General features: G+C 71.8%; 20 protein-coding genes. 16 read left to right on the forward strand and 4 right to left on the reverse strand.

Annotated features, from left to right (window positions below; all coding sequences use genetic code 11):
* Nucleotides 1-116 precede the first annotated feature (116 nt).
* The 9 genes from ACFQS7_RS14375 (at nucleotide 117) to ACFQS7_RS14415 (ending at nucleotide 7,427) form a co-directional block, all read left to right on the forward strand.
* Nucleotides 117-689: an exonuclease domain-containing protein gene (locus tag ACFQS7_RS14375; RefSeq protein ID WP_380067771.1), complete on the forward strand. Its 573-nt coding sequence runs from the start codon at nucleotides 117-119 to the stop codon at nucleotides 687-689.
* A 71-nt stretch (nucleotides 690-760) separates the two neighbouring features.
* The gene (locus ACFQS7_RS14380) at nucleotides 761-1,576 is read left to right on the forward strand and encodes an isocitrate lyase/phosphoenolpyruvate mutase family protein (protein ID WP_380067772.1); all 816 of its coding nucleotides are present in this window, start codon (nucleotides 761-763) and stop codon (nucleotides 1,574-1,576) included.
* Nucleotides 1,577-1,637: 61 nt separating this feature from the next.
* Nucleotides 1,638-2,333, forward strand: coding sequence for a 3-oxoacid CoA-transferase subunit A (locus tag ACFQS7_RS14385; RefSeq protein WP_380067773.1), 696 nt, complete (start codon nucleotides 1,638-1,640; stop codon nucleotides 2,331-2,333).
* 15 nt (nucleotides 2,334-2,348) lie between these two features.
* Nucleotides 2,349-2,987: a 3-oxoacid CoA-transferase subunit B gene (locus ACFQS7_RS14390; RefSeq protein WP_380067774.1), complete on the forward strand. Its 639-nt coding sequence runs from the start codon at nucleotides 2,349-2,351 to the stop codon at nucleotides 2,985-2,987.
* Nucleotides 2,988-3,069: 82 nt separating this feature from the next.
* The gene (locus ACFQS7_RS14395) at nucleotides 3,070-4,143 is read left to right on the forward strand and encodes an acyl-CoA dehydrogenase family protein (RefSeq protein WP_380067775.1); all 1,074 of its coding nucleotides are present in this window, start codon (nucleotides 3,070-3,072) and stop codon (nucleotides 4,141-4,143) included.
* Complete coding sequence (locus ACFQS7_RS14400; protein WP_380067776.1) at nucleotides 4,140-4,916, forward strand: enoyl-CoA hydratase/isomerase family protein; 777 nt, start codon at nucleotides 4,140-4,142, stop codon at nucleotides 4,914-4,916. The genes ACFQS7_RS14395 and ACFQS7_RS14400 overlap by 4 nt, the downstream gene beginning before the upstream one ends.
* A 1-nt stretch (nucleotide 4,917) precedes the next feature.
* Nucleotides 4,918-6,087 carry an acyl-CoA dehydrogenase family protein gene (locus ACFQS7_RS14405; protein WP_380067777.1) on the forward strand — a complete coding sequence of 390 codons (1,170 nt, stop codon included), beginning with the start codon at nucleotides 4,918-4,920 and terminating at the stop codon, nucleotides 6,085-6,087.
* A gap of 191 nt (nucleotides 6,088-6,278) precedes the next feature.
* Entirely contained in the window at nucleotides 6,279-7,085 is an 807-nt protein-coding gene (locus tag ACFQS7_RS14410) for an SDR family NAD(P)-dependent oxidoreductase (RefSeq protein WP_380067778.1), read from the forward strand.
* A 60-nt stretch (nucleotides 7,086-7,145) separates the two neighbouring features.
* Nucleotides 7,146-7,427 (forward strand): hypothetical protein, encoded by a 282-nt coding sequence (locus ACFQS7_RS14415; protein WP_380067779.1) that lies wholly within the window; start codon nucleotides 7,146-7,148, stop codon nucleotides 7,425-7,427.
* 44 nt (nucleotides 7,428-7,471) lie between these two features.
* Here the strand turns inward: ACFQS7_RS14415 and ACFQS7_RS14420 are convergent, their stop codons facing one another.
* From ACFQS7_RS14420 to ptsP, 3 genes are read right to left on the reverse strand one after another with little or no spacing between them, the layout of a single operon-like run.
* On the reverse strand, nucleotides 7,472-9,172 hold the full coding sequence (locus ACFQS7_RS14420; protein WP_380067780.1) for a PTS fructose transporter subunit IIC: 1,701 nt from the start codon (nucleotides 9,170-9,172) through the stop codon (nucleotides 7,472-7,474).
* A 23-nt stretch (nucleotides 9,173-9,195) separates the two neighbouring features.
* Entirely contained in the window at nucleotides 9,196-10,137 is a 942-nt protein-coding gene (pfkB, locus tag ACFQS7_RS14425) for a 1-phosphofructokinase (RefSeq protein WP_380067781.1), read from the reverse strand.
* Nucleotides 10,134-12,650, reverse strand: coding sequence for a phosphoenolpyruvate--protein phosphotransferase (gene ptsP, locus ACFQS7_RS14430; RefSeq protein ID WP_380067782.1), 2,517 nt, complete (start codon nucleotides 12,648-12,650; stop codon nucleotides 10,134-10,136). The genes pfkB and ptsP overlap by 4 nt, the downstream gene beginning before the upstream one ends.
* A 174-nt stretch (nucleotides 12,651-12,824) precedes the next feature.
* On the opposite strand from ptsP, the gene ACFQS7_RS14435 reads away from it, so the two are divergent.
* Genes ACFQS7_RS14435 through ACFQS7_RS14445 form a run of 3 tightly spaced genes read left to right on the forward strand, consistent with a single transcriptional unit; the run spans nucleotide 12,825 to nucleotide 15,604 of the window.
* Nucleotides 12,825-13,823 carry a LacI family DNA-binding transcriptional regulator gene (locus ACFQS7_RS14435; RefSeq protein WP_380067783.1) on the forward strand — a complete coding sequence of 333 codons (999 nt, stop codon included), beginning with the start codon at nucleotides 12,825-12,827 and terminating at the stop codon, nucleotides 13,821-13,823.
* Nucleotides 13,824-13,883: 60 nt separating this feature from the next.
* Complete coding sequence (locus ACFQS7_RS14440) at nucleotides 13,884-15,281, forward strand: amidase family protein (RefSeq protein ID WP_380067784.1); 1,398 nt, start codon at nucleotides 13,884-13,886, stop codon at nucleotides 15,279-15,281.
* 20 nt (nucleotides 15,282-15,301) lie between these two features.
* Nucleotides 15,302-15,604 carry a hypothetical protein gene (locus ACFQS7_RS14445; protein ID WP_380067785.1) on the forward strand — a complete coding sequence of 101 codons (303 nt, stop codon included), beginning with the start codon at nucleotides 15,302-15,304 and terminating at the stop codon, nucleotides 15,602-15,604.
* Between the two features lie 146 nt (nucleotides 15,605-15,750).
* On the opposite strand, the gene hemA is transcribed toward ACFQS7_RS14445, so the two are convergent.
* Nucleotides 15,751-16,980: a 5-aminolevulinate synthase gene (gene hemA, locus ACFQS7_RS14450; protein ID WP_380067786.1), complete on the reverse strand. Its 1,230-nt coding sequence runs from the start codon at nucleotides 16,978-16,980 to the stop codon at nucleotides 15,751-15,753.
* Nucleotides 16,981-17,193: 213 nt separating this feature from the next.
* On the opposite strand from hemA, the gene ACFQS7_RS14455 reads away from it, so the two are divergent.
* The 4 genes from ACFQS7_RS14455 (at nucleotide 17,194) to ACFQS7_RS14470 (ending at nucleotide 20,756) form a co-directional block, all read left to right on the forward strand.
* The gene (locus tag ACFQS7_RS14455) at nucleotides 17,194-17,667 is read left to right on the forward strand and encodes an L-2-amino-thiazoline-4-carboxylic acid hydrolase (RefSeq protein WP_380067787.1); all 474 of its coding nucleotides are present in this window, start codon (nucleotides 17,194-17,196) and stop codon (nucleotides 17,665-17,667) included.
* The gene (locus ACFQS7_RS14460; protein ID WP_380067788.1) at nucleotides 17,660-18,727 is read left to right on the forward strand and encodes a DUF6817 domain-containing protein; all 1,068 of its coding nucleotides are present in this window, start codon (nucleotides 17,660-17,662) and stop codon (nucleotides 18,725-18,727) included. Before ACFQS7_RS14455 ends, ACFQS7_RS14460 begins: the two co-directional genes overlap by 8 nt.
* Nucleotides 18,728-18,792: 65 nt before the next feature.
* Complete coding sequence (locus ACFQS7_RS14465) at nucleotides 18,793-19,773, forward strand: Bug family tripartite tricarboxylate transporter substrate binding protein (RefSeq protein WP_380067789.1); 981 nt, start codon at nucleotides 18,793-18,795, stop codon at nucleotides 19,771-19,773.
* Nucleotides 19,773-20,756, forward strand: coding sequence for a Bug family tripartite tricarboxylate transporter substrate binding protein (locus ACFQS7_RS14470; RefSeq protein WP_380067790.1), 984 nt, complete (start codon nucleotides 19,773-19,775; stop codon nucleotides 20,754-20,756). The genes ACFQS7_RS14465 and ACFQS7_RS14470 overlap by 1 nt, the downstream gene beginning before the upstream one ends.
* Nucleotides 20,757-20,766 lie beyond the last annotated feature (10 nt).

Consider the following 20,766-nt stretch of genomic DNA (forward strand, 5'->3'; position numbering starts at 1 on the left):
TGAGTTGGCGCCTGCCGCGCGGCGGGTGCCAGACTCGCAAGAAGGAAGGGTAGGGTTTGGGGAGGGAATACCTTTCCCTCCCCAAGCTTCCTGCCTGACGGAAACCGAAGCGCAGCATGTGGACAGCCGGACCCATCACCGTCTTCGATACCGAGACCACCGGCGCCGCCACGGGTGACCGGGTCGTCTCGCTCGGCGCGGTGCGGCTGGATGCGGCGCTCGAGCCGGAGGCGACGCTGCACCTCGCCTTCGCCCCCGGCATCCGCTGCCATTGGGGCGCCATCCGGGTGCATGGCATGACCGATGCCTTCCTCGCTTTGCATCCGCCCTTCGCCGCGCATGCCGCCGAGGTCGCCGATTTCTTCGGCGGCCATGCCGCCGCCGCGCACAACATGCCCTTCGACCGCCGCATGCTGGGCGGCGAATTCGAACGCCTCGGCCTGCCCGCCCCCTGGGGCGCGGCGCATTGCACCCTGCAGCTCTGGCGCCGGGCGCATCCCGGCGAGCGGGCCGGCCTGGCGCACGCCGCCGCCGCCTGCGGCCTGGGGCGGGAGACGGCGCTGCACGGCGCGCTGGAGGATGCCTGGCTGGCGGCCAACCTGCTGCGGGTGCTGCACGACCTGCCGCCGGTGCCGATGCGGCTGCACGGCATCAGCAACACGCCGCAGGGGGTGGAGGTCGCCGCCTGACCCACCGCTTCGCCCACGGGCGAAGACTCCAGGCGGCCGGTACGGCAGGATGGCTGGCCGAGGAGGACGCCATGACCGCCAACCAACGCGCCGAAGCATTCGCCGCCCTGCACCGGGCCGGCTGCTTCCTGCTGCCGAATGCCTGGGATGCCGGCAGCGCCCGGCTGCTGGCCTCGCTGGGCCCGGTCGCGCTCGCCACCACCTCGGCCGGTGCCGCCTGGACCTTCGGCCGGCGCGACAGCGCGTTGAGCAAGGCCGAGGCGCTGGCGAATGCGCGTGCGATTTTGGCCGAGACCACGCTGCCGGTCTCGGCCGATCTCGAGGACGGCTACGGCCCATCGCCCGAGGATTGCGCCGCCACGGTGCGCGCCGCGGGTGCGGCGGGCCTGGCCGGCTGCACCATCGAGGACACCACGCGCGATCCCGCCGCGCCGATCCACGACTTCGAGGCGGCGGTCGGCCGCATCCGCGCCGCGGTGGCGGCGGCACGCGCGCTTGGCCGGCCCTTCGTGCTGACCGCGCGGGCGGAGAATTTCCTGCACGGCCGGCCCGACCTCGACGACACCATCAGGCGCCTCACGGCCTTCGCCGAGGCCGGGGCGGATTGCCTCTACGCACCTGCGCTGCCCGACCTCGACGCCATCCGCGCCGTGGTCGCGGCCGTCGCGCCGAAGCCGGTGAACGTGCTGATCGGCCCGCGCGCCGGGCTGGTGCCGCTGGCGGTGCTGGCCGAGGCCGGGGTGCGCCGGGTCAGCCTCGGCGGGGCGCTGGCCCGGGCCGCCTATGGTCCCATGCTGGACCTGGGCCGGGCGCTGCTGGATGGCGACCTGCCGCGCCTGGCCGCGGTGCCGGCGCATGGCCTGGTGAACGGGCTGATGCGGTCCTGATCGGGGGCTGGACCCGCGGGGCGGCCCGGTTTACCTCAAGGGCCGGTCCGGGAGGGTACGGATGATCAACAAGATCGTGCAGTCGGTGGCGGATGCCCTGGCTGGGGTGAAGGACGGCTCCACCGTGCTGATCGGCGGCTTCGGCTCGGTCGGCCAGCCCGACGTGCTGATCGAGGGGCTGATCGAGCAGGGCGCCACCGGCCTGACCGCGGTGCTGAACAATGCCGGCGTCGGCCGCGTCGGCGTGGCGCGACTGATGGAGCTCGGCCGGGTCCGCAAGATCGTCTGCTCCTTCCCGCGCTCCTCGGATCCGGTGGTGTTCGAGACGCTGTACCGCGAGGGCCGGATCGAGCTGGAGATCGTGCCGCAGGGCACCCTGGCCGAGCGCATCCGTGCCGCCGGCGCCGGCATCCCCGCCTTCTACACCGCGACCGCTGCCGGCACGAAGCTCGAGCAGGGCAAGGAGAACCGCGAGTTCGAGGGCAGGCGCTACGTCATGGAGCGCGCCCTGCCCGGCGACGTCGCGCTGATCGAGGCCTGGGAGGCGGATCGCTGGGGCAACCTCGTCTACCGGGGGTCCGGCGCCAACTTCAACCCGGTGATGGCGATGGCGGCCGAGCTGACCATCGCCCAGGTGCAGCATGTCCGTGAGCTCGGCGAGCTGCACCCGCACATGATCATGACGCCGGGCGTCTACGTGAACCGCGTGGTCCAGGTGGATCGCGGCGGCGACTGGCTGACCCCCGAGGCGAGCTGAGAGGAGCGCGCGCACATGCCCTTCACCCGCGACCAGATGGCCGCCCGCCTCGCCGACGACGTGCCGGAGGGCTGGTGCGTCAACCTCGGCATCGGCATCCCCACCATGGTGGCGAACCACGTGCCCCCGACGCGGGAGGTGATCTTCCAGTCGGAGAACGGCGTCATCGGCATGGGCCCGGCCCCGGCCAAGGGGCATGAGGACCCCTGGCTGATCAATGCCGGCAAGCAGCTGATCACCCTGGCCAAGGGTGCGTCCTTCGTGGGGCACGCCGACAGCTTCGCAATGATCCGCGGCGGGCATATCGACCTCTGCGTGCTCGGCGCCTTCGAGGTCGCGGAGAACGGCGACCTGGCGAATTGGGCGACGTCGGAGAACGACACCGCACCCGCGGTCGGCGGCGCGATGGACCTGGCAGCCGGGGCCAAGCGGCTCTGGGTGATCATGGAGCACACCACCAAGGACGGCCGTTCGAAGCTGGTGGAACGCTGCGGCTACCCGTTGACCGGCCTGGCCTGCGTGCGCCGTGTCTACACCAACCTGGCGGTGCTCGACGTGGTGCCGGAGAAGGGCTTCGTCGTGGTCGACCTGGCACCGGGTGTAACGCTGGACGAGTTGAAGGCGAAGACCGCCGCCCCCCTCCACACCAACTGAAACCCCTGGTTTCCAAGGGCCTTTCGGCCTTTGGTGGGGAGTGCAGAGGGGCGAAGCCCCTTTGCCTAGGGAGCAACGCCGCATGAGCGCCGCCGAACAGGACGAACGCGCCGAATCGATCCGCATGATCCGCGACAGCGCCGCCGCCGTCGCGCCGCCGGGTGGCGACTTGAAGCGCATCCGCGACCTGCGTTTCCAAGATCCCGGCTTCGATCCCGGGCTGTTCCGCCAGCTCGGCGAGATGGGCTGGATCGGGTTGCGGGTGCCCGAGGCGCTGGGCGGCGCCGGGCTTGGCCTGGGCGAGATGTGCGCGCTGGCCGAGGAGCTGGGCCGCGCGCTGGTACCGGAGCCGCTGATCCCCGCGTCGTTGTCCGCGCAGGTGCTGGCCGCGGCCGACGGCCATGGCGCGCTGCCGAAGCTGCTGGCCGGCGAGGCGCTTGTGCTGACCGCCTGGCAGGAACGGCCGGACACGCTGGAACTTCCCGGCACGCCGGACGCGCCGCGGCGCTTCCTGCCGATGGCGGCGGGCGCCGCTGGCTTCCTCGTGCCAGTGCGGGAGGGCGGCCGGCTGTCGCTGTACGAGATCCCCGCCGCACGCTGCGCACCGGAGATCGAGCGCACCCAGGATGGCGGCAATGTCGGCACGATCGTGCCCAACCTCGCCGACGGCACGAAGCTGGCCGAGGACATCGGCCCGGCGCTGGCGGAGGCGCTGGACGAGGCGGCGTTGGTCACCGCCGCCTACCTGCTTGGCGGGATGGAGCGGGCCTTCGGCATGACGCTCGACTACCTGCGCACCCGGCAGCAATTCGGGAAGATCATCGGCACCTTCCAGGCGCTGCAGCACCGCGCGGCGAACCTGAAGATGCAGGTGGCGCTGACCCGGGCCAGCATCGAGGCCGCGGCGGCGACGCTGGATGACGGCGCCACCGGCGATGCGCGCCGCGCCGCCGTGTCGCGCGCCAAGGCCCGCGCGGCGGAGGCCAGCCTGCTGGTGCAGCGCGAATGCATCCAACTGCATGGCGGCATCGGCTATACCGACCAGTACGATGTCGGCCTGTTCCTGCGGAAGGCCATGGTGATGGCCAACCAGTATGGCAGCGCCACCCTGCATCGCCGCCGCTTCATGGCCACCAGTCCGGAGGTCGAGGAATGAGCGACGTCTCGAGCATGCGGCTGATCGAGGAGCGCGACGGCGCGGTCCTCATCCTCACCATCGACCAGCCGGCGCGGCGCAACGCGCTGGCCATGCCGATCCGTACCGCGATGATCGCGGCGCTGGAAAAGGCGCAGGCGGACAAGGGCGTGCGTGCGGTGGTCGTCACCGGCGCGGGCGGCCATTTCTGCTCGGGCGGCGACATCTCCGGCATGGATGTCGACAGTGCCTTGGCGGGCCGTGAGCGGATGCGGCTGTCGCATCAGCTCATCCGCCTCATGGTGATGGGAAGCCTGCCGGTGGTCGCCGCGGTCGAGGGCTTCTGCGTCGGTGCCGGCCTGTCGCTTGCCTGCGCCAGCGACACCGTGGTGGCATCCGAGGACGCGCGCTTCGCCGCCGGCTTCGGCAAGATCGGGCTGATGGCCGATCTCGGCCTGCCGCACACGCTGCCGATGCGCGTCGGCCAGGGCAGGGCGCGGCAGATCCTGTTCTATCATGGGCAGATGAGCGCGCCGGAGGCCGAGCGTATCGGCATCGTCGATCAGGTGGTGCCGAAGGGCCATGCGCTGGCCACCGCGCTCGAGAAGGCGCGCTTCATCGCCGAGCAGGCACCCGCGCCGATGGCCCTGACCAAGCAGATGCTGGGGGAGGGGCTGGACCGGGCGCTGGAGCAGGAGCGCCACTTCCAGTCGACGCTGTTCCTGACGGAAGACTTCAAGGAAGGCCGGGCCGCCTTCCTTGCGAAGCGTACGCCTGCCTTCAAGGGGAATTGAGATGGACGCCATCCGCATCCCGCCGCCGGCCGAGCTCGACGGCCTCGATGACGAACAGTTCCGCCATGTCGTGCGCGCCTTCCTGCATGCGAACTACCCGGAGGCGTTGCGCAACCCGCCGAAGCGTCTGCATTGGTCCGAGAACAAGCCCTGGTACATGACCCTGGCCGAGCGCGGCTGGCTCTGCCCCGGCTGGCCCAAGGAATACGGCGGGCTTGGCCTCTCGCCGGGCAAGCAGATCATCCTGACCGAGGAATACGAGCGCCATGGCGTGGCGCGGACCAACGACCACGGTATCGTCATGCTTGGCCCGCTGGTGATCAAGTACGGGACGGACGCCCAGAAGCAGCGGTTCCTGCCGAAGATCCTGACCGGCGAGCATATCTGGTGCCAGGGCTATTCCGAACCCAATGCCGGCTCCGACCTCGCCGCGCTGCGGACGGAAGCCGTGCTGGACGGCGACCACTATGTCGTCAACGGCCAGAAGATCTGGACCACGCTGGCAATGGACGCCAACTGGATTTTTCTTCTGGTCCGCACCGACAAGAATGCGAAGAAGCAGGAGGGCATCTCCTTCCTCCTGGTCGACATGAACACACCCGGCATCACCGTGCGGCCGATCATCAACCTCGAGATGCATGACGAGTTCTGCGAGACCTTCTTCGACAATGTCCGCGTGCCGAAGGAGAACTTGGTCGGCCAGCTCAACAAGGGCTGGGACATGGCCAAGGCGCTGCTCGGCTTCGAACGCATCTTCCTCGGCTCCCCGCGGCAATCCGGCTACGCGCTGTCGCGGCTGAAGATCCTGGCGGAGCGCATGGGCGCTTCGGAGGATGCGCAGTTCCAGGACAGCTACGCCAGGCTGCGGCTCGAGTTCGAGGACCTGAAGGCGCTGTACGGCACCTATGTCGAGAAGCTGAAGCGCGGCCAGTCGCTCGGCCCCGATGTCTCGATGCTGAAGATCCTGCAGACCGAGCTGTTCCAGAAGATCACCGACACGATGCTGGAGATCGCCGGCGAGAATGCCGGGCTGCTGGAGCCGATGGAGGGCAACCGCGACCTCAATATCGGCGGGCTCTACATCCAGGCCCGGCCGGCGACGATCTATGGCGGCAGCAACGAGATCCAGCGCAACATCCTGAGCAAGAACGTGCTGGACCTGCCGGGCTGAGGCGTGGCCGGTGCGTCTTGCCGCGCCCGCCCCGCCGGTCGGCCCTGCCGATGGTGCGGGACCGGTTCGCGGCGCCGTCGAGGGAGCCGCGCGACAGGGGCCGGAATCGCTGGTGCCTTTGATGCGGCGGGAGTCGGCGCGCTGGACGCAGGCGATCCAGCGCCAGGACTGAGCGGACGGGAGCGACGGGCATGAGCAAGGGCAGGGGACGCTTCGCAGGCCAAGTGGCGGTGGTGGCGGGAGGCGCCTCGGGCATCGGCCTGGCCATCCTGAGCGCGCTGCACCATGAAGGTGCCAGCATCGTCTGCGGCGACATCAGCCAGGACCGGCTGGACCGCGTCGCCGCGGAATTCGGTGCGCGCGTCGCCACCACGCGCTGCGACGTGACGCAGGAGGCCGAGGTCACGGCGATGATGGCCCTGGCCGTCGGCCGGTTCGGTGCGCTCGACTGCGCCTTCAACGTAGCGGGGGCCTCGCGGCCCGGCCATATCGTCGACCTGGCCGAAGCCGACTGGGATTTCACCGTCGATCTCTGCCTGAAGGGCGTCTTCCTCGGGATGAAGCACGCGGCGCGGCACATGCTGGGGCGCGGCGGCGCCATCGTGAACATCGCCTCGCTCAATGCCCATGTGCCGATGCATGGCGGCGCCGCCTATGCCTCGGCCAAGGCGGGGGTCGAGATGCTGACGAAGAATGGCGCGCTGGAGATGACGCCGGACGGCGTCCGGGTGAACGCCATCCTGCCCGGCCTGGTCGAGACGCCGCTGACCAAGCGCCATTTCGACAACCCCGCCGCCCACGCCGCCTTCCTCGAGCGTATCCCGATGGGCCGCGCGGCGCAGCCCGAGGACATCGCCGGCCCGGCGCTGTTCCTGGCGAGCGAGGAGGCCCGCTACGTCTCCGGTGCCAGCCTGCTGGTCGACGGTGCCTGGGCCGTCACCGGCTATCCCGACATGCGCCCCTTCCGCCCTGCCCCGGGGTGGCCCCGCAAGGGCTGAGGGAACGCAGCCGGGCCCGGCCGCGTCTAGTCTTCCTGTCCCAGGGAAGAAAAGAACGCCATGCCGAAACAGATCAGCGGTGAGTTCGACGTGCGGCGCGAGGCCGAGCTTGCGGTCGAGCGGCTCGTGCAGGAGTACAAGATCGACCGCGCGGCCATCCAGGTGGTGGCGGCGGGCGACGACAACAGCGCCGGCACCGTACCGTCCGGCGCCGACCGCGACCGGGAGACGGGTGATCCCGAAGAAAGCGCGACGAATGGCCGGATCCGCGTCTCGGTGACCGTGGACGACGCGATGGCGGACAAGGCGCAGGAAGCCCTGCGCCAGGCGCACGGCACCTAGACCCAGCCCTTCCGCGGTGGGGAAATCCTCCCCACCGCCCCGCGCTAGGCGAGTGCCGCCGGCCGCTTGACCACCCGCAGCGCCGCCGCCGTCACCGCTGTCCCCGCCAGCAGCGCCACGACGTAGCCCGCAAGATGCGACACCGCATTCGGAATAGGCAGCACGAAGACGCCGCCATGCGGCACGTGCAGCTCGGCGCCGACTCCCATGGAGATGGCGCCCGCCACCGCCGAGCCCAGCACCAGCGCCGGGATCACCCGCAGCGGGTCCTTGGCGGCGAAGGGGATGGCGCCTTCCGAGATGAAGGCGAGGCCGAGCACGCCGGCCGCCGGTGCCGCTTCCCGTTCCTCCGCGGTGAAGCGGTCGCGGAACAGGAAGGCGGCCAGGGCCAGGCCCAGCGGCGGAGTCATGCCGGCGACCATTGCGGCGGCCATCGGGCTGTAGACCTGGCTGGCGAGCAGGCCGGTGGAGAAGGCATAGGCCGCCTTGTTTACCGGCCCGCCCATGTCGAAGGCCATCATCCCGCCGATGATCAGGCCGAGCGCGATGGCGCTGCTGCCCTGCATGCCGCGGAGGAATTCGGTCATCGCGGTCAGCGCCGCCGCCACCGGCCCGCCGGCGACGTAGATCAGCGCCAGCCCGGTGATCAGCGCACCGAGCACCGGCAGGATCAGCACCGGCTTCAGCCCCTCCAGCGTGCGCGGCAGGCGGAGTGCGCGGTTGAGCCAAGCGACGCTGTAGCCGGCGATGAAGCCGGCGACGATGCCGCCGAGGAAGCCGGCATTCAGCTGCGCGGCGATCATGCCGCCGATCATCCCGGGCGCGATGCCCGGCCGGTCGGCGATGGAATAGGCGATGTAACCCGCCAGCGCCGGCACCATCAGAGCCAGCGCGGCCTTGCCGCCGATCTGGAACAGCGCCCCGGCCAGGGTGTCGCGATGCGCGTCGTCATAGGCGTAGATGCCGCCGAGCGCGAAGGAGAGGGCGATCAGCAGCCCGCCCGCCACGGTGAAGGGCAGCATGTAGGAGACGCCGGTCATCAGGTGCTTGTAGGGGCCGCTGAGCTGTTTTTTCCCCGTGGCAGGTGCTGCGGCCTGCGCCGCGCCGCCCTGCACTTGCGCCTCGGCGAAGGCGCGGGCGACCAGCGCCTGGCCGCCGTTGATCGCCGGCTTGGTGCCGGAGAGGAAGACCCGCTTCGCCCCGAAACGCGACAGGTCGACCTGCGTATCGGCGGCGATCAGCACCAGGTCGGCGGCGGCGATTTCCTCCGGCGTCAGCGCATTCTGCGCGCCGACCGAGCCCTGGGTCTCGACGCGGATCGCATGGCCCAGCGCCTTGGCCGCCTGTTCCAGCCCCTCCGCCGCCATGAAGGTATGGGCGATGCCGGTGGGGCAGGAGGTGATGGCGACGATGCGCTTCGCGTCGCTCGCGGCCGGCGCCTCGGCCAATGCCTCGGGTATCGCGCGGGCGAGGACGCCGGCGGCATCGGCCAGCACCTCCTCGATCCTGGCGCGCACGGCATGCAGCGCGTCGTGCCCCGCCGGCGGCTGCGCCGCCTCGCCCACCAGCAGCAGGGCATCGGCATCCGGGAGGGCTGGCAGCGGCGACAGCACGCCGCGCGCCGTCCGCACCTCCACCGCCAGCGCCCGGCTGGCGCGCCGCGCCGCCTGGCGCAGCGCCTCCGCCGCAAGCATGGCCCGCACCGGGCTGTCGCCCGCCTCGACCACCGCGATCACGCCCGACATCTGGTTTCTCCTCCGGTCCTGGTTCAGGCGAGCGGTTCGACGTGGATCGTGGCGGCGATCGCCTCCACCGCGGCGCGGCCAGGCAGCCGGGCGCCGGCCTCCTGCAGCTTGGCCGCCGAGAAGGCAGCGGCGCGGCGCGCCAGCGCCTCTAGCGGCACTCCCTCGCCAAGTCCGGCGGCGATGCCCGCCACCATGGCATCGCCGGCCCCGACGCTGCTGCCCACCGCGATGCTCGGCGGGTGCACCCGCACCGCGGCATCGGCGGCGACGAAGAGCGCGCCCTCGGCACCGAGCGAGACGGCGACCAGGGCGATGCCGCGCGCCACCAGCGCCCGCGCCGCGGCCAGCAGCGCGGCCTGGTCGGGCAGCGGCCGGCCGATCCAGCCTTCCAGCTCGAAGCGGTTCGGCTTGATCGCGTGCGGCAGCACGGGCGCGGCCAGCACCGCGGACAGCGCCGCGCCGCTGGCATCCACCACGACGCGGGCGCCCTGCTCGGAGAGCAGCGCCACCAGTTCGGCATAGGTCTCGGCCGGCAGGCCGGGCGGCAGGCTGCCGGCCAGCACCGCGATGCTGCCCGGCCGGATCGCCGCGTGCAGCGCCGCCAACGCCGCATCCAGGGCTTCGGCGCCGGGGGCGGTGCCGGGCAGGTTGATGTCGGTGGTGTCGCCGCGGCCGAGGTCGAGCAGCTTGATGTTGGTCCGCGTCTCGCCGGGGATGCGGATGCAGCGGTCGTCGATGCCGCGCGCAAAGAACAGTGCGTTGAAGGGCGCGTCGTTGGCCTCGCCGAGCAGGCCGGTGACGATGGGCGCGGCGCCCCAGTCGGCCAGGCAGGCGGCGACGTTGATGCCCTTGCCGCCGGCATGCCGCAGCGCGCCGCGCGCCAGGTTCACCGCGCCGGGGCGGAGCTCGTCCAGCTCGACCGTCTGGTCGATCGCCGGGTTGAGCGAGAGGGTGACGAACATCATGCGGCCACCTGCGCGTCGGGTCGTGTCACCAGCTCCGCCTCCAGCGCGCGGACCGCTTCGGCGGTGCCGCAGGCCAGGGCGCGGGCCGCCAGGTTGCGCAGCGCGGAGTGCGTCGCGCCGCGCAGCACCGCCTTCACGGCCGGGATGTCGCGCGGGGTCATGGACAGTTCCGCCACGCCGAGCCCCGCCAGCAGCGCCGCGCCGAAGCCCTCGCCCGCCAGCCCGCCGCAGACGCCGACCCAACGGCCGTGCCGCGTGGCAGCCTCCGCCGTCTGGGCGATCAGGCGCAGCACGGCCGGGTGCAGGCTGTCCGCCTCGGCGGCGAAGTCGGGGTTCTGCCGGTCGATCGCCAGCACGTATTGCGTCAGGTCGTTGGTGCCGATCGAGAAGAAATCGACGTGCTTCGCCAGCGCATCGGCCTGCACCGCGGCCGCCGGCACCTCGACCATGATGCCGACGGGGACGGCGGGGGCGCCGAGCTCGGCGCGGATCCGTTCGCAGGCGGCGCGCAGCGCGATCACCTCGGGCACCGAGGTCACCATCGGGAACATGATCGACAGCGGCCCGCCGGCCGCGGCGGCGCGGTAGAGCGCGCGGAGCTGCGGGTCCAGCAGGTCCGGCCGGCGCAGCAGCAGCCGGGCGCCGCGGACGCCGAGGAAGGGGTTGGCCTCGACCGGCAGCCGCAGATGCGGCACCTGCTTGTCGCCGCCGATATCGAGCGCGCGGACGATCAGCGGCCGGCCGCCGAGTGCCTCGATCATGCCGCGGTAGACGGCGTATTGCGCCTCCTCGTCCGGCGTCTCGCCGCGCTCGAGGAACAGGAATTCCGTGCGCATCAGCCCGACCCCCTCGGCACCCTGGGCGAGGGCGAAGGCGGCCTGGTCCGGCAGGTTGATGTTGGCGGATATCTCGATGCGGTGGCCGTCGCGGGTGGTGGCGGGCTCGGCCCGCAGCGCCGCCTCGCGCGCCCGCTGCTCCTGCTGCGCGGCGATCCAGGCGCGGGCGGATGCGAGGTCCGACTCGGCGGGGGCCAGGTGCAGCCGCCCGGCGCCGCCATCGAGCACCGCTTCCGTCCCCGGCGCCAGGTCCAGCAGCCCGCGTCCGCCGGCGACCAGCGCCGGGATGCCGAGGGTGCGGGCCAGGATGGCGGTGTGCGAGGTCGGCCCGCCGGTCGCCGTCGCCAGCCCGACCACCTTGGCGGCATCGAGCCCGGCGGTGTCGGAGGGCGAGAGGTCGTCGGCCACCAGGATCACCGGACCGTCCGGCAGGTCGGCCAGCGACCCGCCGACCAGCGAGGCGTCGATCTGCCCCAGCACCCGCCGGCCCACGTCGCGCAGGTCGGCGGCACGCCCGGCCAGCACCGGGTTGCCGAGCGCCGCAAGCGAGCCCGCCACCCGCTCCACCGCCTGGTGCCAGGACCAGGCGAGGCCATGGCCCTCCACCATCAGCTGGCAGGTGAGGGTGATGAGGTCGGGGTCGTCCAGCAGCCCGGCATGGGCGCGGAAGATGGCGGCCTCGCCGGCGCCGAGGCGGCGGGCGGTGGCGTCCTCCAGCGCCCGGAGCTGGGCGTGGGTGGCGCGGATGGCGTCTTCCAGCCGGGCGCCGCCTTCCCCCAGCGGCAGCGGGGTGTCGGGGATGGCCGCCTCGGAATCGGCCAGCACATGGACGCGGCCGATGGCCAGGCCGGGGCTGGCTCCGATCCCGGCCAGCGCGGCCAGCCGCCCGGCCGGCTCCCAGCCACGGGCCGGCGCCACGGCACGCTGCGCCGCCAGCGCGGCATCGGCCTTCTCCTGCGCCGAGAGAGCGGTGATGACGGCGCGCAGCCTGGCCAGGGCGGCGGCGGCGTCGCGTCCCTCGGCCGAGACGGTGATGCGGTCGCCGGCGCGGAGGCCGAGTTGCAGCAGGCCGACCAGCGCCGCCGCATCCGCCGCCTGGTCGCTGCTGCGGACCTGGATGCGACAGCCGGTCGCGCGAGCGGCCTCGACCCAGCGGGTGGCGGGGCGGGCATGCAGGCCGGCAGGGTAATCCACCACCCAATCGAAGGCCTCGGCGAGGTCGTTGGCCGGCGCGGCGGCGGGCGGCGCGGCCGGTTCGGCGCCGAGCGCGGCGATGATCGTCTCGGCATCCGGCGTGGTGAACAGCGCCTGCAGGCTGCCGGGGTCGTTCAGCAGCCGGGTCAGCCGGCGGAGGATGGCAATGTGCTCGTCGGAGGCGGCGGCGATGCCGATGATGAGATGCGCGACCTGGCCGGGATTCCACTCGATCCCGCCCGGCACCTGCAGGATGGCGAGGCCGTTGCGGCGGACCAGGCCGCGGTCCTCGCCCATGCCGTGCGGGATGGCGACGCCATGGCCGAGATAGGTGTTCGCCGCCTGTTCCCGCCGCAACATGCTGGCGGCATAGCCGGGCTCGACGCAGCCGGCGGCGGCGAGAAGCTGGCCGGCCTCGGCGATCGCCGCCGCCTTGTCGCGCGGCGTCGCGTCCAGCCGCACGAGTTCGCGTGCGATGGGCATGGGCGAGGCGGCTTGGGCCATGGGACGTTCCTGCTTGGCTTGATTACGGTCAATGAAAACGTTCTCACTACCAATGTCAAAAAAAAATTCGTTATACTAAGCCTGCTTCACCGTTGAAGCGGCGGGGTCCCGGAGGCAGACTGGGGCCAGGATGATGAAACCGATCCCAGCGGCATGACCACCAGCATCAAGGACGTTGCCCGCGCCGCCGGCGTTTCCCCGGCGACCGTCTCCCGCGCCCTCGGCAAGGGGCCTGTCAGCGAGGCGCTGCGGGGCCAGGTGCTGGAGGCGGTGCGCGTCACTGGCTACCGCCCCAACCTCGCCGCCCGAAGGCTGCGCTCGCAGGACAGCAACACGATCGGGCTGATCGTCGCCGATATCGGCAACCCCTTCTTCACCGGGGTGGCCAGGGCGGTCGAGGAAGCGGCCTACCAGGCCGGGCTGCGCGTCATCCTCTGCAACACCGACGAAGATGCGGCGCGGGAGGCAATCTACTTGCGGCTGATGCAGGAAGAACGCGTCACCGGCCTGATCCTGGCCCCCACCCGCACCACCGCGGACTGCCTGGCGACCCAGCCGCTGGAGCTGCCGACCGTGCTGATCGACCGTGCCGGCCCGCCCGGGCGGTTCGACTCCGTGCTGCTGGACAACGCGGCCGCCAGCGTCGCGCTGGTCGATCACCTGATGGCGCAGGGCCACCGCCGCATCGCCGGGCTGTTCGGCCAGACCAGCTTCACCGGCGTCGAGCGCGCCGCCGGCTACCGCGCCGCCATGGCCCGGCACGGCCTGCCGGCGCGGGAGCGCTTCGTGCTGCCGCAGGTCGAGGCGGCCGAGGCCGGCTTCGCCGCGCTGCTGGCCGAAGGCCCGGCGCCGGAGGCCGTCATGGTCAGCAATTCCCTGCTGCTGATGGGCCTGCTGCGGGCGGTGCGCGGCGCCGGCCTGCGCATCCCCGACGACATCGCCCTGGCCGGCTTCGACAACGAACCCTGGACCGGCCTTGTCGAGCCGGGGCTGACGGTGATCGAGCAGCCGCTGGCGGAGATCGGCCGTACCGCCATGGCCCTGCTGTTCGAGCGGCTGCGGGCGCCCGCCGCCCCGGTGCGCAAGGTGATGCTGAGCGGGCGCTGCGTGGTGCGCGGCTCGACCGCGGCGCGGGCGCTGGTGACGGCCTGACGCATTGACCCTGGGCGGTGCACGCCCGACCATCCGGCCCAAGCAACCGGGACACCCCTCATGACCGATCTCTGGCGCCTTCCGGCCACGGAACTCGCAGCCCTGGTCCGCGACCGGCAGGTCTCCGCGACCGAGGCGACCCGCTCCGCCCTCGCCCGCCTGGATGCGGTGAACCCCAGGCTCAACGCCGTCATCCAGCACGATCCCGCCCAGGCCCTGGCCAGCGCCGCTTCAGTCGATGCGGCGCTGGCTCGCGGCGAGGCGCCCGGGCCGCTGGCCGGGGTGCCGATCACGGTGAAGGTCAATGTTGACCAGCAGGGCTGGGCCACCACCAACGGCCTGACCCTGCAGAAGGACCTGGTGGCGCAGCAGGACAGCCCGGTGGTGGCCAACCTGAGGAAGGCTGGGGCCGTCATCCTCGGCCGGACCAATACCCCGGCCTTCTCGCTGCGCTGGTTCACCCGCAACCTGCTGCATGGCGCGACGAAGAACCCGCGCGATCCATCCATCACGCCGGGCGGCTCTTCGGGCGGGGCCGCGGCCTGCGTTGCCGCCGGCATCGGTGCCTTGGCGCATGGCACGGATATCGGCGGCTCGGTGCGCTACCCGGCCTATGCCTGCGGCATCCATGGCCTGCGCCCGACCATGGGCCGCATCCCGGCCTGGAACGCGACGGGGCCGGACCGCGGGATCGGCGCGCAATTGATGGCCGTGTCGGGCCCGCTGGCGCGGACCGTTGGCGACCTGCGCCTGGCGCTCGGCGCGATGAGCCAGCCGGATGCGCGCGATCCCTGGTGGGTGCCGGCGCCGCTGGAAGGCCCCGCCTTCCCGAAGCGCGCCGCGCTCTGCGTCGCGCCCGACGGCATGCCGGTGGCGCCCGAGATCGCCGCCGCGTTGCGTGACGCCGCCCGGCGCCTGCGCACCGCCGGCTGGGAGGTGGAGGAACTGCCCAACCTGCCGCCGCTGCGGGAAAGCGCCGATATCCAGCTGCTGCTCTGGCTGGCCGAGAGCCGCCGCGCCGGCACCGCCGCCTACGAGAGGGAGGGGGACCCGGATGCCCTGGCGATCTTCGGCTACATGGAACGGCTCTGCGCCGCGCCCTCGCTGTTCGACTTCCAGGACGCGCTGCAGAAGCGGGTCGGGCTACTGCGGCAGTGGCTGCTGTTCCTGGAAGGCTTCCCCGTGGTGATCCTGCCGGTCTCCGGCGCGCTGCCCTACCGCGACCATGCGGATGTCGAGAGCTTCGAGGGGTTCCGCCGGATGATGGCGGAGCAATTGCCGCAGCTCGGCCTGCCGGTGCTGGGCCTGCCCGGGCTGACGGTGAGCACCGGCCTGGTCGGCACCATCCCCGTGGGCGTGCAACTGATCGGCGGGCGCTACCGGGAGGACGTGCTGCTGGCCGCCGGCGCGGCGATCGAGGCTGGCGGCGTGCCGACGGCGCCGATCGACCCGGCATGAGGCCGCTGCCTGCTTTGGCCATGCTGACGCTGCTGGCCGCCTGCGGTGGTGACCGCGGCTGCCCGGCGGTGCTGGCCAATGCCTCCGGCCAGGCGCTGGAGCAGTTCTATGTGGCGCGCCCGGGAAACGAGGGCTGGGGGGCCGACCTGCTGCCGGGCCGCGAATTGCCACCGGGCGCCAGCCTGCCCTTCCGCTTCCCGGCGGAGGGGAATTATGGGCTGCGCGCGGTCTGGACCAATGGCCGCGCGGTGGAGATGCGGGGGGTCGAGGCCTGCCGTACCACGCGCGTCACGCTGCGGGATGGCAGCATGCAGGCGGAGTAAAGAAGGCAAGGCCAGGGAGGAAGTATCCTCCCTGGCCTCTCCTCTATGTTTGTGGGTTGGCACCTGCCGCGCGGCGAGTGCCCGACTCACGAAAAGGAAGGGTGGGGTTCGGGGAGGGAATACTTTTCCTTCCCCGACCTTGCTTGCTACTCGGCCGCCTGCCGCATCACCTGCCTCGGCAGCACCGCCTGCAGCGCGGCGATCAGCTCGGCGATCATCGCATCGGTATGGAAGGGCGTCGCACACAACCGCAGCCGCTCCGTCCCGCGCGGCACGGTCGGGTAGTTGATCGGCGTGGCATAGAGGTCGTGCTCCGCCAGCAGCCGGCGGGCCACCTGACGGCAGAGCTCGGCCTCGCCGACGAAGACCGGGACGATATGGCTGGGGGCGGCGATGCGCGGCAGGCCGACGGCATCGAGCGCCGATTTCAGCGCCGCGGCACGTTCCGCCAGCTTCTCGCGCCGGGCCGGGTCCTGCTTCAGGCTGCGCACGCTGGCCAGTGCCGCGCCGGCGACCGCGGGCGGCAGGGCAGTGGTGAAGATCAGCCCGCCGGCGACGCTGCGGATGAAGTCGACCAGCTCGGCATCGCCGGCGACATAGCCGCCCAGCACGCCGAAACCCTTGGCCAGCGTGCCCTCGATCAGGTCGACCCGGGCCGCGACCCCGTCGCGCTCCGAGATCCCGCCGCCGGTGGCGCCATAGAGGCCGACCGCATGGACCTCGTCCAGGTAGGTCATGGCGCCGTATCTGTCGGCCAGGTCGCAGATCGCGCCGATCGGGGCGATGTCGCCGTCCATCGAATAGACGCTCTCGAAGGCGATCAGCTTCGGCGCATCCGCCGGGGCCGCGGCCAGCTTGGCTTCCAGGTCCGCCAGGTCGTTGTGCTGCCAGATGACCCGTCTGGCATCCTTCGCCCCGCGCATGCCGGCAATCATCGAGGCGTGGTTCTTGGCATCGGAGAAGACGATGAAGCCGGGCAGGGCTTCCAGCACCGCCGAGATCGCCGCGGCATTGGCGATGTAGCCGGACCCGAACAGCAGCGCGCCCGACTTGGCGTGCAGCGAGGCCAATTCGGCCTCCAGCGCCGCATGCAGCGGCGAGGTGCCGGAGATGTTGCGGGTGCCGCCGGCGCCGGCGCCGTGCTGCGCGATCGCCGCGGTGGCCGCTTCCAGCACCGCCGGGTGGTTGCCCATGCCGAGATAATCGTTCGACGACCAGACCGTGACCTCCCGCACCCCCTCTGGCGCATGCCAGCGATAGGTGGGGAAGCGGCCCGCCAGTTTTTCCAGATGGGCGAATTCCCGGTAGCGGCCCTCCCGGCGCATGGCGCCGATCGTGTCGCGGCAATGGGCAAGCAGGGTCGCACGGGTTTGCATGGCGGGGCGCTTTAGCACTGTCCGGGCAGCATATGTCGTCATGTTCCGCAAAAACCCAATGAAGCGACCGCAACCCTGGGCCGCGGTGGCGAAGATCCTCAGCCTAGCGGAAGGCCATGGCCGCGCTGTGCGCCATGATGCAGGTCAAGCCGGCCGGCGTTCCCCCGGGGCCGCGCCGGGGATAGCCTCGAGCCGACCGGGAAGGGGACCCCCATGGATATCGGCATCCTGCAACAGCGGCGGATCGAGGCCGCCTTCGCCAAGGGCATCTTCGCGGAACTGGCCGCCGAATTGGGCGAGGAGCGCGCTCGGGCTCTCCTGACCCGTGCCGTGGTGAAGCTGGCGAAGCAGGCTGCCGGCGCCATGGCGGCCGCGGCGCCGGCCGGGCCCAGCCTCGACCATTTCGAGGCCATCCAGGAAGCCTGGACCCGCGACGATGCCCTCCGCATCGAGCCGGTGGCGCGCGACGCGACCCGCTTCGACTTCAACGTCACCCGCTGCCGCTATGCCGAGATGTACCGCGAGATGGGGCTGGAAGGGCTCGGCGCGGTGCTGTCCTGCAACCGCGACGGCGCCTTCTGCGAGGGCTACGACCCGCGCCTCAAGCTCACCCGCACCCAGACCCTGATGGGCGGGGCGACCCATTGCGACTTCCGCTACCGGATGGAGGAGACGCCCGATGCCTGAGCGGCTGCACCCCAAGCTGCGCCCGTTGCTGGCCGACGACTGGGCCCGGGTGGACCCCGAGCTGCCCGCGCTGCTGGAGATGCTTTTTGCCCGGAGCGCCGGGGAGGATTGGCACAAGGCCGGCACCTTCAAGGACCACCTGCTGGGTGTCTGCCGCACCCTGACCTTGTGGGACCAGCCGCGCGAGGTGCGGCTGCTCGGCCTGTTCCACAGCGTCTATTCCAACGAATACGTCGACCTGAAGCTGTTCGACGCCGCCGGCAACCGGGCCGAGCTGAGCGCGGCGCTGGGGCCGGAGGCGGAGCGGCTGATCCACACCTTCTGCGTCATGCCCCGGACGCTCTTCACCCAGCGCCTGCTGGCCGAGGAGGACCTGCCAGAGGAAGGCATGGTGCTTGAACGCGCCGGCGCCCCCGACATCATCCTCTCCGCCCGCGACGTCGCGGTCTTCGCCATCGCCACGATCGCCGACATCGCCGAGCAATGGCATTCCTGGCAGGACGAGGTGTTTGCCGGCTTCCCCTATCAGAAGCCGCGGCCCCTGCGGGAGAATTGGGCGGCCTCGCTCTGGCCCGGCCCGCTGAAGCCGACCGCGACGGCATTGTCCATGCTGTCCCGCCTCGGCCGCGTGCTGTCCGACCTGCCGGAGGAATGGGGCCTGCCGACACCCCCGGTCTTCGCCCGCTGCACCGCGGTGCTGGACCCGGAGGACGAGATGGCCGCGGTCGCGCTCTACTGGCAGGCGGTGACGCGGGGGCTGCCGATGGCCGGGCTCGGCCCGACCCACCGGGCGCTGACCGCCTGCATCCGCCACAACCCCTACGTGGCCGAGCCGCGGCTGATGCTGGCGCAGCTTGCCCTGACCGCCGGCGACTGGGCGATGGCCGAGGACCATGCCCGCGCCGGGCTGGACCTGCTGCAGGATTGGGGCGTGGCCTGGGACAAGCGCATCGCCTGGTCCGGCTGGGTGGCCTGGGCGCGGATCCTGCTGCAGTCGGCCGAGGCGAAGCGCTGGCCGGAGAATTTGGGCGGGCTGAACGGGCTCGGCCTGGTGGGGTGACCTTTTCCCGGACAGCCATCCGCGCCATCTTGTGCGGAACGAAAAGCCTGCCCGGGGAAATGCCAATGTTGAGCCTGACGCGCCGCACCGCGCTCGTCCTGCCGTTCGCCACGCCGCTGGTGGCGCGGGCGCAGGACTGGAAGCCCACCCAGACCATCCGCATCGTCGTCCCCGCCGCGCCCGGCGGCACCGCCGATATCAGCGCCCGGCTGCTCGCGCCCTTCCTGCAGCAGCATTACGGCCAGAGCTGCGTGGTGGAGAACCGCTCCGGCGCCGGCGGCGTGATCGGCACCGCCGAGGTCGTGCGCGCCGCCCCCGATGGCCTGACCCTGCTGCTCGGCAATATTGGGCCGCAGGCGATCGGCCTCTCGCTCTACCGCAGCCTGCCCTACCCGAAGGACGCCCTGTTGCCGGTCGCCGGCACCCTGCGCGGGCCGAACGTGCTGGTGGTGCATCCCTCGGTCCCCGCCAGCACGGTGCCGGAGTTGGTGGCGCACCTGAAGAAGAACCCCGGCAAGCTCAGCTTCGGCTCGCCCGGCGTCGGCCAGAGCCCGCATCTCACCGGCGTCTGGTTCAACCAGGCCACGGGCACGGAGGCGATCCACGTGCCCTTCCGCGGCGCCGGCCCGGCGATGATGGAACTGGTCGCCGGCAACATCCAGTACATGTGGGACAACCTGACCAGCGGCATCAGCCAGATACGCGGCGGCCGGGTGCGGGCACTCGCGGTCTCCTCCGCCGACCGCAACCCGCGGCTGCCCGACGTGCCGGCGGCGCGGGAGACGATGCCGGAACTCGCCAGGTTCGACGTCAACACCTGGTTCGGCATCTTCCTGCCGGCGGCGACGCCGCGGCCGATCGCCGAAAGCCTCAACGCCGCGATGAAGGCCTGGCAGGAGACCGAGGAGGTGAAGGCCCGCTGGCGCGAGATGGGCGGCGTCTCGCTGTACGGCAGCACCACGGAATTCGCCGCCTTCGTCGCCAACGAGGCCGAGAAATGGGGCGAGGTCATCCGCAAGGAGGGCCTCCAGCTGGAGGTCGGTTGATGGTTGGTTTCCCGCGTCGCGCGGCGCTCGCCGCGCCTGCGCTGCTGCTCGCCGCCCCGGCCCGCGCGCAATCCTGGCGCCCGGGCCAGCAGGTCCGCATCATCGTCCCCGCCGCGGCCGGCGGCACCACGGATGTCATGGGCCGGCTCTGCGCCCAGCATCTGCAGGCGCGCTGGGGCACGCCGCTGGTGGTGGAGAACCGCACCGGCGCCGGCGGCACCATCGGCACGCTGGAGGCGGTGCGGGCGAAGCCGGACGGGCTGACCCTGCTGTCCGGCAATATCGGGCCGCAGGCGATCGCCTATTCGCTGTTCCGCAACCTGCCCTACAACGCCGGGCAGATCACCCCGATCGCCGGGCAGATCCGCGGCCCCAACGTGCTGGTGGTGAACGCCAACACCCCGGTCCGCAGCATGGCCGAATTCGCCGCCTGGCTGCGCGCCAGCCCGGGCAGGATCAGCTATGCCTCGACCGGCGTCGGGCAGTCGACCCACCTGACCCCGGTCTGGCTGCTGCAGCTGCTGCAAGTGGAGGCGATCCACGTCCCCTTCCGCGGCTCCGCCCCGGCGCAGATCGAGATGCTGGCCGGCAATGTCGGCTTCCTGATCGACAACCTCACCGGCGTCATCGAGCATGTCCGCAGCGGCCGCCTGCGGGCGCTCGCGGTCACCGGCGCCGAGCGCAATGCCGAGCTGCCCGACGTGCCCGCTGCGCGCGAGACGCTGCCCGAACTCGCACGGTTCGAGGTGAATACCTGGTTCGGCCTGTTCGGCCCGGCCGGCCTGCCGCCGGAGATCGTCCGCACGGTCAACGCCGAGATCAACGCGCTGCTCGACCTGCCCGAGACCAGGCAGCGCTTCGCCCAGCTCGGCGGCGTGCCGCTGCGCCTCTCGCCCGAGGAATTCGCCGCCTGGGTGCGGGCGGAGACCGAGAAATGGCGGGCGGTGATCCGGAAGGAGGGCTTGCAGCTCGACGCCGGCTGAGGCGCGCCGC

The organism is Dankookia sp. GCM10030260 (assembly GCF_042666655.1).
In the GTDB taxonomy this organism is placed as follows: domain Bacteria; phylum Pseudomonadota; class Alphaproteobacteria; order Acetobacterales; family Acetobacteraceae; genus Paracraurococcus.

Bases quoted from the DNA above. Each gene is read 5' to 3' on its own strand.
- ACFQS7_RS14420 (WP_380067780.1), bottom strand. From the start codon at position 9,172: ATGTCGGGCGTGATCGCGGTGGTCGAGGCGGGCGACAGCCCGGTGCGG.
- ptsP (WP_380067782.1), bottom strand. From the start codon at position 12,650: ATGCCCATCGCACGCGAACTCGTGCGGCTGGACGCGACGCCGCGCGAC.
- ACFQS7_RS14455 (WP_380067787.1), top strand. From the start codon at position 17,194: ATGGATATCGGCATCCTGCAACAGCGGCGGATCGAGGCCGCCTTCGCC.
- ACFQS7_RS14380 (WP_380067772.1), top strand. From the start codon at position 761: ATGACCGCCAACCAACGCGCCGAAGCATTCGCCGCCCTGCACCGGGCC.
- hemA (WP_380067786.1), bottom strand. From the start codon at position 16,980: ATGCAAACCCGTGCGACCCTGCTTGCCCATTGCCGCGACACGATCGGC.
- ACFQS7_RS14460 (WP_380067788.1), top strand. From the start codon at position 17,660: ATGCCTGAGCGGCTGCACCCCAAGCTGCGCCCGTTGCTGGCCGACGAC.
- ACFQS7_RS14470 (WP_380067790.1), top strand. From the start codon at position 19,773: ATGGTTGGTTTCCCGCGTCGCGCGGCGCTCGCCGCGCCTGCGCTGCTG.
- pfkB (WP_380067781.1), bottom strand. From the start codon at position 10,137: ATGATGTTCGTCACCCTCTCGCTCAACCCGGCGATCGACCAGACGGTC.
- ACFQS7_RS14395 (WP_380067775.1), top strand. From the start codon at position 3,070: ATGAGCGCCGCCGAACAGGACGAACGCGCCGAATCGATCCGCATGATC.
- ACFQS7_RS14440 (WP_380067784.1), top strand. From the start codon at position 13,884: ATGACCGATCTCTGGCGCCTTCCGGCCACGGAACTCGCAGCCCTGGTC.
- ACFQS7_RS14465 (WP_380067789.1), top strand. From the start codon at position 18,793: ATGTTGAGCCTGACGCGCCGCACCGCGCTCGTCCTGCCGTTCGCCACG.
- ACFQS7_RS14375 (WP_380067771.1), top strand. From the start codon at position 117: ATGTGGACAGCCGGACCCATCACCGTCTTCGATACCGAGACCACCGGC.
- ACFQS7_RS14415 (WP_380067779.1), top strand. From the start codon at position 7,146: ATGCCGAAACAGATCAGCGGTGAGTTCGACGTGCGGCGCGAGGCCGAG.
- ACFQS7_RS14390 (WP_380067774.1), top strand. From the start codon at position 2,349: ATGCCCTTCACCCGCGACCAGATGGCCGCCCGCCTCGCCGACGACGTG.
- ACFQS7_RS14400 (WP_380067776.1), top strand. From the start codon at position 4,140: ATGAGCGACGTCTCGAGCATGCGGCTGATCGAGGAGCGCGACGGCGCG.
- ACFQS7_RS14410 (WP_380067778.1), top strand. From the start codon at position 6,279: ATGAGCAAGGGCAGGGGACGCTTCGCAGGCCAAGTGGCGGTGGTGGCG.
- ACFQS7_RS14405 (WP_380067777.1), top strand. From the start codon at position 4,918: ATGGACGCCATCCGCATCCCGCCGCCGGCCGAGCTCGACGGCCTCGAT.
- ACFQS7_RS14385 (WP_380067773.1), top strand. From the start codon at position 1,638: ATGATCAACAAGATCGTGCAGTCGGTGGCGGATGCCCTGGCTGGGGTG.
- ACFQS7_RS14435 (WP_380067783.1), top strand. From the start codon at position 12,825: ATGACCACCAGCATCAAGGACGTTGCCCGCGCCGCCGGCGTTTCCCCG.
- ACFQS7_RS14445 (WP_380067785.1), top strand. From the start codon at position 15,302: ATGCTGACGCTGCTGGCCGCCTGCGGTGGTGACCGCGGCTGCCCGGCG.